We start from the raw sequence: 8,615 nt of genomic DNA on the forward strand, positions 1-8,615 counted from the left end.
CCCACAGGGCCCTCCGAGGCCGATTCCGCACCCTCGGGAGCCTCCGGCGCGCAGGAGCGCTCCGTGGGCGCCCCGGCCGCCGGTACGGACGCGGACGACGACGAGGCTCCGGAGGACGCCGGGGACGCATCGGGCGAGGCGGCCGGGAACGACTCCACCGACGGCGACGGCGACGGCAAGGGCGACGGCGACACGCGGCTTCGCCGTGCGGTCGCCGCCTGGGTCGGCAAGGACGACGGCACCGCCGAGGCCGGGAAGCCCGCCGAGGCCGGGAAGCCCGCCGACGACGCCGAGTCCGCAGCGCCCTCGGAGCCCACCGAGGCGGCGAAGCCCGAAGCGGCGACCGCCGGTGCCCAGGTGCCCCGTACCCGTGAGGAGGCCACGCCCTCCGAACCGGCGTCGGCGGCCACGGGATCCGGCGCTCCCGGCGCGGCCGGAGAGCCCGCCGACGCGGCGGCCGAGGCCGAGGCCGACAGCGACGCGGAGGGCGCGGACAGCACCGGTGTCGACCAGCCCACCGCCGTGTTCCAGTCGGTCCGCCCCCGGATCGACCAGCCGACCACCGCGCTGAAGATCCCCAAGCGCGCGGCCCTCGCGAAGCAGGACCCCGAGGAAGAGCCGAAGCGGGAGACCGGAACGGACTCCGGGTCGAAGTCCGGGTCTAAGTCCGAGCCGAAGTCCGGGTCTAAGTCCGAGCCGAAGTCGGAGCCGAAGTCCGAGAGTGCCTCGGAGCGCACCAGCACCTTCGTGCCGCTGCGCTCGGACGACGTACGGGCGCCCGCGCCGCGTCGGCCCGATCCGCAGGGCCCGGTCGTCGGTCCCACGGTCACGCCGGCACTCGGTACGCCCACCGAGGGCGAGCCCGACCGGACCCGGTCGCTGCCGCTGCCTCCGAAGCCGCCGCTGGACCTGCTCGCCGAGCTGACGAACACCCCGCCGCCGCGGGAGACGCCGGTGCGTACGGCGGTCCGGCGGGTCAAGATCTGGACGCCGCTCGTCGTCCTGTTGCTGATCGTCTTTGCAGTCGTACAGATTTTCAGGCCGCTGCCGGATCCCACGCTCGCGGTCACGACGACGCCGACGTTCACGTTCGACGGGGCCACCCCCGACCTATCGTGGCCGGACCAGGGCCAGGGGTACATGGCGGCGACCGGCCTGGGCAAGGTCGGCTCGTTCGGGAAGCAGAAGCCGGTGCCGATCGCGAGTGTGGCGAAGGCCATGACCGCGTACATCGTGCTCCGGGACCACCCGATGAAGAAGGGTGAGGACGGGGCGTCGATCAAGGTCGACGCCAAGGGCGAGTCGGACGGCAAGCTCTCCTCCGAGGGCGAGTCCACCCTGGACACCGTCAAGGAGGGGAACGTGCTGACCCAGCGCGACGCCCTCTCCGCGATCATGATCCCTTCGGCCAACAACATCGCGCGGCTGCTGGCCCGGTGGGACGCGGGCTCGGAGGTGGCGTTCGTCGAGAAGATGAACGCCACCGCGAAGGAGCTCGGGATGACGAACACCACGTACACCGACCCCTCCGGCCTCAACGCCACCACCGTGAGCACCGCCGAGGACCTGGTGAAGCTCGGCGAGAAGCTGGTCGAGATCCCGGCGCTGATGGAGATCACCGTGCTGCCGAGCTGGACCGACCCCACCGGCAAGCTCTGGCCCAACTACAACCGCCTGGTCCCCTTCGACGGGGCACTCGGCATCAAGACCGGTTCGACCACGAAGGCGGGCGGCAACCTGCTCTTCGCGGCCCACAAGATGATCGACGGGACCGATCAGCTGATCGTCGGCGCGATCCTCGGCCAGTACGACAGCCAGTCGATCATCGACGAGGTCAACCGGGTCAGCAAGACGGTCATGCTGGCCACCGAGGACGCCCTCAAGGGCGCCACGATCGTGAAGAAGGGCCAGGTCGTCGGGGTCGTCGACGACGGTCTCGGCACCACCACCCAGGTCGTCGCCACCAAGGACGTCAAGGCGGTCGGCTGGGGCGGGCTCACGGTGAAACTGGAACTCACCGATGACGGCAAGGCCGTCCCGCACGAGGCGGCGGCCGGAACCCGGGTCGGCACGCTGACGGTCGGCGAGGGCAGCAGCCAGGTCAAGGTGCCGGTCGCCCTGGCCCAGGACCTGAGCGAGCCCGGTATCGGGGCCAAGCTTTCCCGGATCGGCTGACGGCCGGTCCGGCCTGCGGGAAGAGGGGCGGAGGGCACCGGTCCGGTACCCCCCGTCCCTCTTCTGTCCGCTTGGTACGTGTTAGCGTCCCGGATCAGACCGAACAGACGAACAGACCGAGCAGCCGGAAGACCGAGCAGCCGGAAGGCCGAGCAGCCAAACAGGCCGAGCGGGCCGGACGACTGGAGCGGCGGGCGGGCGCGGGGCGCGTCCCGCAGGGCGCGCGGTCGTCGGAGACGCACCGGGCCGGCGGATGACGGGGAGAGCCGTAGTGACCACCGCGGAGCCGAGACCCGGCCGCGAGGCGGACAGTGAGAGAGACCGGAAGCCGGGGGAGACCGACAGCCCCGGGACCGGTGGCCCGGCGGGTTCCGCGGAGCTCGTCACGTCGGCGGAACCCGTGGCGCCGGCCTCCGCCGTGCCGGCTGATCCCGTAGGACCGGCGGACCTTCTGCCGGCCCAGCGCACCCCGGGCGCGACGGACCCAGAACCCGAGTCGCACCCGGACGCCGCCGGCCGCCGGGACGGCGCGGACCGCGCGGGCCGTGGACACCAGGCCGAACGGGAGCACCCGGAGGCGGCCCCGGGCACGCTGCTGGGCCGGCTGACGCGCCACCCCGTCACGATCGCGACGGCCGCCGCGGCCGTCACCCACGTCCTCTGGTTCTTCTTCTTCGCCAACAGCGGCGGAGACATCGCGGCGCAGGACGCCTGGGCCGAGTTCGTCGGCCAGCACCCCGGCACCGCGTACAACCTCGCCTGGTACGGGGGCATGCACCCCGTCTCGTACAGCGTGGTCTCGCCGTATCTGATGTCCCTCATCGGCGTCCGCTCGACGATGATGCTCGCGGGCACCGTCTCGGCCGGGCTGACCGCGCTGATCCTGGTGCGGGTCAAGGCCGTGCGGAACCCGCTCGTCTGCTCGCTCGCCGGGGTCTTCGCGTACCTGTGCAACGCACTGTCGGGTCGGGTGACGTTCGGGCTCGGCATGATGTTCGCGGTCGGGGCCGTCGCCGCCGTCTTCTGCTGGCCGTACCGCTGGCGGTACCGGCGCTGGGCGAAGGCGGCCGTCGCCGCCCCGCTCGCCGGGCTCGCCACCGCCTCCAGCCCGGTCGCCGGGCTCTTCCTGGGTGTGGTGGCCGCCGCGCTCTTCCTGCACAAGCGGCGCCCCGGCGCGTACGCCATCGGGCTGCCGCCGGTGGCGGTGGTCGGGCTCTCCTCGTGGCTGTTCCCGTTCTCCGGCACCCAGCCGATGTCGGTGGGGACGCTGTCGCTTCCGTTCGTCTTCGCGGTGTTCGTGTTCGTGCTCGTCCCCCGCGACTGGAAGACGGTCCGCACCGCGTCCGCCGTCTACGGCCTGGGCACGCTCGCCACGTACTTCGTGGACTCCCAGATCGGCTCCAACATCACGCGCATGGCGATGCTCTTCGCCGGTGTCGTGCTGCTGGCCGCGCTGCCGTTCACCGCGTCGCGCACCCGCCGCTGGTACGCCCTGGTGATCGCCATCGCCGGCCTCAACTTCTGGATCGGCTTCAAGAGCGTCGCCGACATCGTCCGTACCGCGCCCACCGCTTCCTGGGCGCGTGAGCTGGCGCCGCTGGTCAACGAGCTCCAGGTCGTCGACGCGACCAGGGGCCGGATCGAGGTCGTCCCCGCGAGCAGCCACCGTGAGGCCTCGGCGCTGGCGCCGTACGTCAACCTCGCCCGGGGCTGGAACCGCCAGGCCGACATGAAGCGCAACCCGCTCTTCTACGACGACACCCTCGACGCGGCCAACTACCGCGAGTGGCTCGACCGCTGGGCCGTCCATTACGTCGTGCTGCCCAAGGGCGACCCGGACAGCGGGGCCGCCCAGGAAGCCGCTCTGGTCGGCGCGGGCCTGCCGTACCTGAAACCGATCTGGGCCGACGCCAACTGGAAGCTGTACCGGGTCGAGGACCCGACGCCGCTCGCCGACCCGCCCGCCACCGTCCTGAACTTCGAGGCCGACGAGATCACGATCCGGGTCCCGGAGGCGGGCCGTGTCCTCATCCGGGTGCCCTACACCCGCTGGCTCTCCCTCGTGGACGAGGAGGGCAACGGCCTGGACCGCCCCCAGGAGACGGCGGAGTCCAAGGCGCGCACCGAGGAGGACGGCGACGCTCCGAAGACCTTCGACAACGTCAACGGGTGCCTCCTCCAGGTCGACGAGGAGACCCACGGGGACCAGTGGACCGAACTGGTCGCGCCGAAGGCGGGCGTCTACAAGCTGGCCGCGCCGTACCGTTTCAGCCCCGGTACCCCTTGCCCGGAGGAACTGCGCTGACGCGCGGGTCCTCCGGGCCCCGCGCCGCGGGCTCCACCGCCTGGGGCCGTACGAAGGCCTGGTCGCGGGCGGTCTCCAGGGCCGCCGTGGGACCGGCCGCCCGGAGCACCACGTCCAGCGCCCGCTCCGGGTCGGCGGCGTAGCAGCCGCTCGCCCAGGCGGCGTTCGCCTCGATCACGCTCCAGTCCCCGTCCGCGTCCTGCCCGACGTCCACGACGATCGCGGACGGCAGCGAGTCCGAGGCGGCGGCCAGCAGATCCGCGCCGAAGGCGAGGGCGTCCGGCGACGGCTCCGCGAGCAGGAGACGGCCGCGCTCGGCGTACCGGCTCGCGGTGTGCACGGCCCCGTCCAGGACGTACAGCCGGTACTCGCAGACGTACGACACCACCTCGCTCACCAGCACCGGCGTCTCCGGCTCGACCGCGTCCGGGCCGGGCAGCCGGGAACCGTCCGTGTACACGAGGGCCGGGATGCTCTTGTCGTTGGGCGACTTCACGAACACCGGCCTGCGCAGCCCGTACGCCTCCCGGATCGGCATCGCCCGGATCTCCCGCCGTGTGAAGCCGATCGGCAGCCTCGCCAGCCAGTCGGCCGGGGCCTCCAGCAGGGCGATCCCGAGCACCGGCGCCACCGCGTCGGCGAAGCCGGGCCCGGCGTGCAGATACGCACGGCCGTACGCCGTCTCCCGCAGCGCCTCCGGTATCCGCGCACCGCCCGGCTCCACCGCCCGCAGCCCGCGCCCCACCGCCGCGGCGGCCAGCGCCCGCGCGGAAGCGGTGAGCCGGGGCGGCAGCAGGAGGACGGGGCGTCGGCCGTCGCGGTCGGGGCGCTCTCTTCGCTCGTTCATGTGCACGAGGGTCCGGCACGTCGGGCCCCGGGCCCAACAGTTTTCCGGAGCCGCTTCCGGACGCCCCCGCCGCTGCGGGTTTCCGCAGGTGGCACGGGGTACGGGCGCCTGCCGGGGCGCGGCGCGGAATAGGGTTGCGGCGGCACCGCTCAGCCGATTCGATCGGCTCATGCTCTCCGACGAAGATCTTGTACGGGCCCTGGTCGCCGCGCAGTTCCCGCAGTGGGCCGGGCTCCCCGTCCACCGGACCGGCGACCACGGCACGGTGAACGCCGTCTACCGGCTCGGGGGAGCGATGGCGGTACGGCTCCCGCTCGCCGAGGGAGGCGCGCGGGACGTGGAGAAGGAGCAGCACTGGCTGCCCCGCCTCGCCGCCCACCTCCCGGTCCCGGTCCCCGCCCCGCTCGCCGAGGGCGGACCGGGCGAGGGGTACCCATGGTCCTGGTCGGTGTGCCGCTGGCTCGAAGGGGAGCCGCTGACGGGGTGGTCGGGCACGGAGGCCGGTGAACAAGCGGGCGAAGACGCGGACTCGCTCCCGGACCCGAGTGAACTGGCGTCAGAACTGGCTCAGTTCATTACTGCTCTGCGCCGAGTGGACCGGTCCGGCGCCCCGCCCGCATATCGCGGCGAACCGCTCGCCGGCCGGGACGCCGCCACCCGCCGGACGATCGAGGCCCTCCGCGAGGTTCTGGGCGATGAGGGCAGCGAGGGCGCTCTCGCCGTGTGGGAGGCGGCGGTGTCGGCCCCCGCGCCGGACGGGCCGGGAGTCTGGTCCCACGGGGACCTCCAGCCAGGCAACATCCTCATCAAGGAGGGCCGCCTCGGCGCCGTCATCGACTTCGGCTGCATGGGCCTCGCCGATCCGGCGCTCGACCTGATGGCCGCCTGGTACCTGCTCCCCGCCGCCGCCCGCCCCCGATTCCGTACCGAGTCGGGCGCCGACGCGGCGACTTGGCGCCGGGCCCGGGGCTGGGCCCTCTCCGTCGCCCTCCCCGAACTCGACCACTACCGCACGACGAACCCGGTGATGGCGGGCAACGCCCGCCGTGTACTCGGTGAGTTGCTGGCTGAGGAGTCGAAGTAGCCAGTGCTCCGGCCCGGCAGCGACGGGAGACGACGGCGAACTCCGTCGATCAAGCGTTCCGGACGTTCGGGGACGAACGCTCGATCACGGGTGTTCCCATCTCGCCATTCTCCGCGCCGGATGCCGGATGCCGGATGCCGGACACATGGGCCGGGGGTGAGTCACCCGCCGGCCCGGCGCCGGTCCGCGCCGGTCATCGCGACGATCCGGGTGTCCTCGGAGAGCCGCGACACGATCCGCTCGCCGAGGGCGGTGGTGAGGTCGGGGTCGGTGGGGCGGCCCTGTTCGTCCAGGGGTGAGCGGACGGGCAGGTTACTGGTGCAGAGGCTGGGGCGGCAGGCGTTGTACCGCTCGTTGACCAGCCGGTACGTCACCTACTCCGTCCACTCGCTGGCCTTCGCTGACCCGAGGTCGTCCAGAAGCAGCAGTGGGACCCGGCAGAGACGGCGCGGTTCCTCCTCGGTGCCCCGCTCCGAACCCTTCGGGCGCAGGCGGCCGTACAGGTCGGCGGCGGTGATCGAGATGACCTCGTACGTACGCGGGCCCGCTTCGGCGATGCGGCGGAGCGCGCCGTACGCCTCGTACGTCTTGCCGGTCCAGGTCGTACCGGTGAGGAGCAGCGAACCGGCGGACTCCGGGTCGGCGGCTACGGCGTCCGCCGCCGGACGGTGGGGAGGGTGGCGTCGGCCCGTCGGTAGCGGGGCGGCGTCGAGGTCTGCCAGCGCCCGGCGGAAGTCCTCGTGCCAGGCGAGCATCTGCGCACCGAAACCCATCACGAGCAGGACGGGCGGGTCCCCGGGATCACCGAGCGCTCGTACGCGATGGAGACTTCGGAGGACACGGCAACGATCGGCATACCCGGGATCCTGCCATGTCCGATGGTGGCGCGCACTCGAAGATCAGCCGTGTGACCTGCGCTTTTCTGTTGATCCAGCCGCGATCCGCCGGACCGGACCAGCCGGCCTCCCGGAAACCGGTGGAGCACCTTTCGCGCCCGGGGCACAATCCGCGGGTACAGGGGCCGGTCCGTGTCCGAGGGGGACTCGTTTGCACGTGTTCGTGTGTGCCGGGTGCGGCACGGAGCTGACGGCACCGATGACTCCGGTGGCCCTCCCCGTGCACACCCACCACGGGGGATGGGAGCAACTCCACCCTCCGTTGATGGAGTCCGGGACGTTCGCCGTCGATCCGCGGCCCACCGGACCGCCTTGGAGGCCGTGGGACGAGGTCGGGGAGGAGGCGGCCGCCCAGCAGGGCGTCTACGCACCGGTGTACGGGGTCTCCTTCGGTGCGCGGAACCGGATCGTCATCGCTCCCGGCGATTCCCGCTCCATGGCCCTGATCCTGGAGAAGTGCGAGGGCTACTGCCGGGGGGTGGACGGACGCGACGGTCCCAATCTGGCGTGCGAAGGGTGCGGGAGGGCCGTGGCGACGCGGGTGGACGACTGCGGATCGTGGCAGACGGTGTGGCTGGAGCCCGACGCCGTCGTACGCGGCCCCTCGGGGCTCCCGTCCGGGCCGCCTCCCGATTGGGACGACCTGGGGCGCGCCGATCACCGCGTCGTGCCCGTCGAGCCCGACGGGAACTGGAGCCGTCGCTGGGAGGCAGCGGTCGGGGTCGCCCTCGCGCACCTCGTGGCGGTCACCGGCGGCGACCCGGTGTCCCTCCCCGCCGGCCCCCTCGCCGAGCTGCTCGGCCACGCCGTCGGCCAGTACCTCCCGGCGGGGCCCGGGCCCCGCTCCTTGGGGCTGGCGGGCCCGGGAGTCCGTACGCCCCGGCCCCGCCCCGACGTACTCCTCGTGCCCCGTCACCCACTCACGGGTGACCCCTGGCGTCCGCCCGGCGACGGGGGCGCCGTGGTGCCGCTCGACAGCGGGGTCTGGGCGTACCTCGCGCGACCGGGCGAGACCTCCCCGATGCCCGCCACCGGAGCTCTCCCGGAGGGCGTGCTGCGCGACGACTACCCGTTGCCGCAGCGCCCGTGGCGTCTGCTGGAGGCGCACCGCCGAGCCTTCGAGGACACCTTGGCCGGACTGCCCGCCGCACGTGCCCCGTGGAAGCGCGGCCGCGAGCCACGTGACCCGTAAGGGCAGTGACTGCCTTGGACCTTGAGGTTGTTGACCGGATCGCGCGCCCGCCGGCCTGGCCGTGCGAGCGTTCGCGCCCGGGGCAACGACGAAGGGCCGGGCCGGGACGTGCGCCC

7 protein-coding genes are annotated in these 8,615 nt (G+C 73.0%); 4 read left to right on the top strand and 3 right to left on the bottom strand.

What is annotated here, in order from left to right:
• Both ACFWEP_RS26935 and ACFWEP_RS26940 read left to right on the top strand, forming a co-directional pair.
• A partial coding sequence (locus ACFWEP_RS26935; RefSeq protein WP_387373691.1) for a serine hydrolase occupies positions 1–2,175 on the top strand: 2,175 nt, incomplete at its 5' end.
• 271 nt (positions 2,176–2,446) lie between these two features.
• Positions 2,447–4,480, top strand: coding sequence for an MFS transporter (locus ACFWEP_RS26940; protein ID WP_387373693.1), 2,034 nt, complete (start codon positions 2,447–2,449; stop codon positions 4,478–4,480).
• Here ACFWEP_RS26940 and ACFWEP_RS26945 read toward each other — a convergent pair.
• On the bottom strand, positions 4,443–5,327 hold the full coding sequence (locus ACFWEP_RS26945; protein WP_387373695.1) for an ATP-grasp domain-containing protein: 885 nt from the start codon (positions 5,325–5,327) through the stop codon (positions 4,443–4,445). The genes ACFWEP_RS26940 and ACFWEP_RS26945 overlap by 38 nt on opposite strands.
• A 169-nt stretch (positions 5,328–5,496) precedes the next feature.
• Here ACFWEP_RS26945 and ACFWEP_RS26950 point away from each other — a divergent pair, with 169 nt between their 5' ends.
• Positions 5,497–6,411, top strand: coding sequence for an aminoglycoside phosphotransferase family protein (locus ACFWEP_RS26950; protein WP_387373697.1), 915 nt, complete (start codon positions 5,497–5,499; stop codon positions 6,409–6,411).
• 161 nt (positions 6,412–6,572) lie between these two features.
• Here the strand turns inward: ACFWEP_RS26950 and ACFWEP_RS26955 are convergent, their stop codons facing one another.
• Together ACFWEP_RS26955 and ACFWEP_RS26960 are read right to left on the bottom strand one after the other, a co-directional pair.
• Positions 6,573–6,785 (bottom strand): hypothetical protein, encoded by a 213-nt coding sequence (locus tag ACFWEP_RS26955; RefSeq protein WP_387373699.1) that lies wholly within the window; start codon positions 6,783–6,785, stop codon positions 6,573–6,575.
• A complete protein-coding gene (locus ACFWEP_RS26960) occupies positions 6,786–7,187 on the bottom strand; it encodes a hypothetical protein (RefSeq protein ID WP_387373701.1) in 402 nt (133 codons plus the stop codon).
• Between the two features lie 385 nt (positions 7,188–7,572).
• On the opposite strand from ACFWEP_RS26960, the gene ACFWEP_RS26965 reads away from it, so the two are divergent.
• Positions 7,573–8,499 (top strand): hypothetical protein, encoded by a 927-nt coding sequence (locus ACFWEP_RS26965; protein ID WP_387373703.1) that lies wholly within the window; start codon positions 7,573–7,575, stop codon positions 8,497–8,499.
• The last annotated feature ends 116 nt before the right edge of the window (positions 8,500–8,615 follow it).

The organism is Streptomyces sp. NPDC060198, from assembly GCF_042728415.1.
GTDB lineage: Bacteria > Actinomycetota > Actinomycetes > Streptomycetales > Streptomycetaceae > Streptomyces.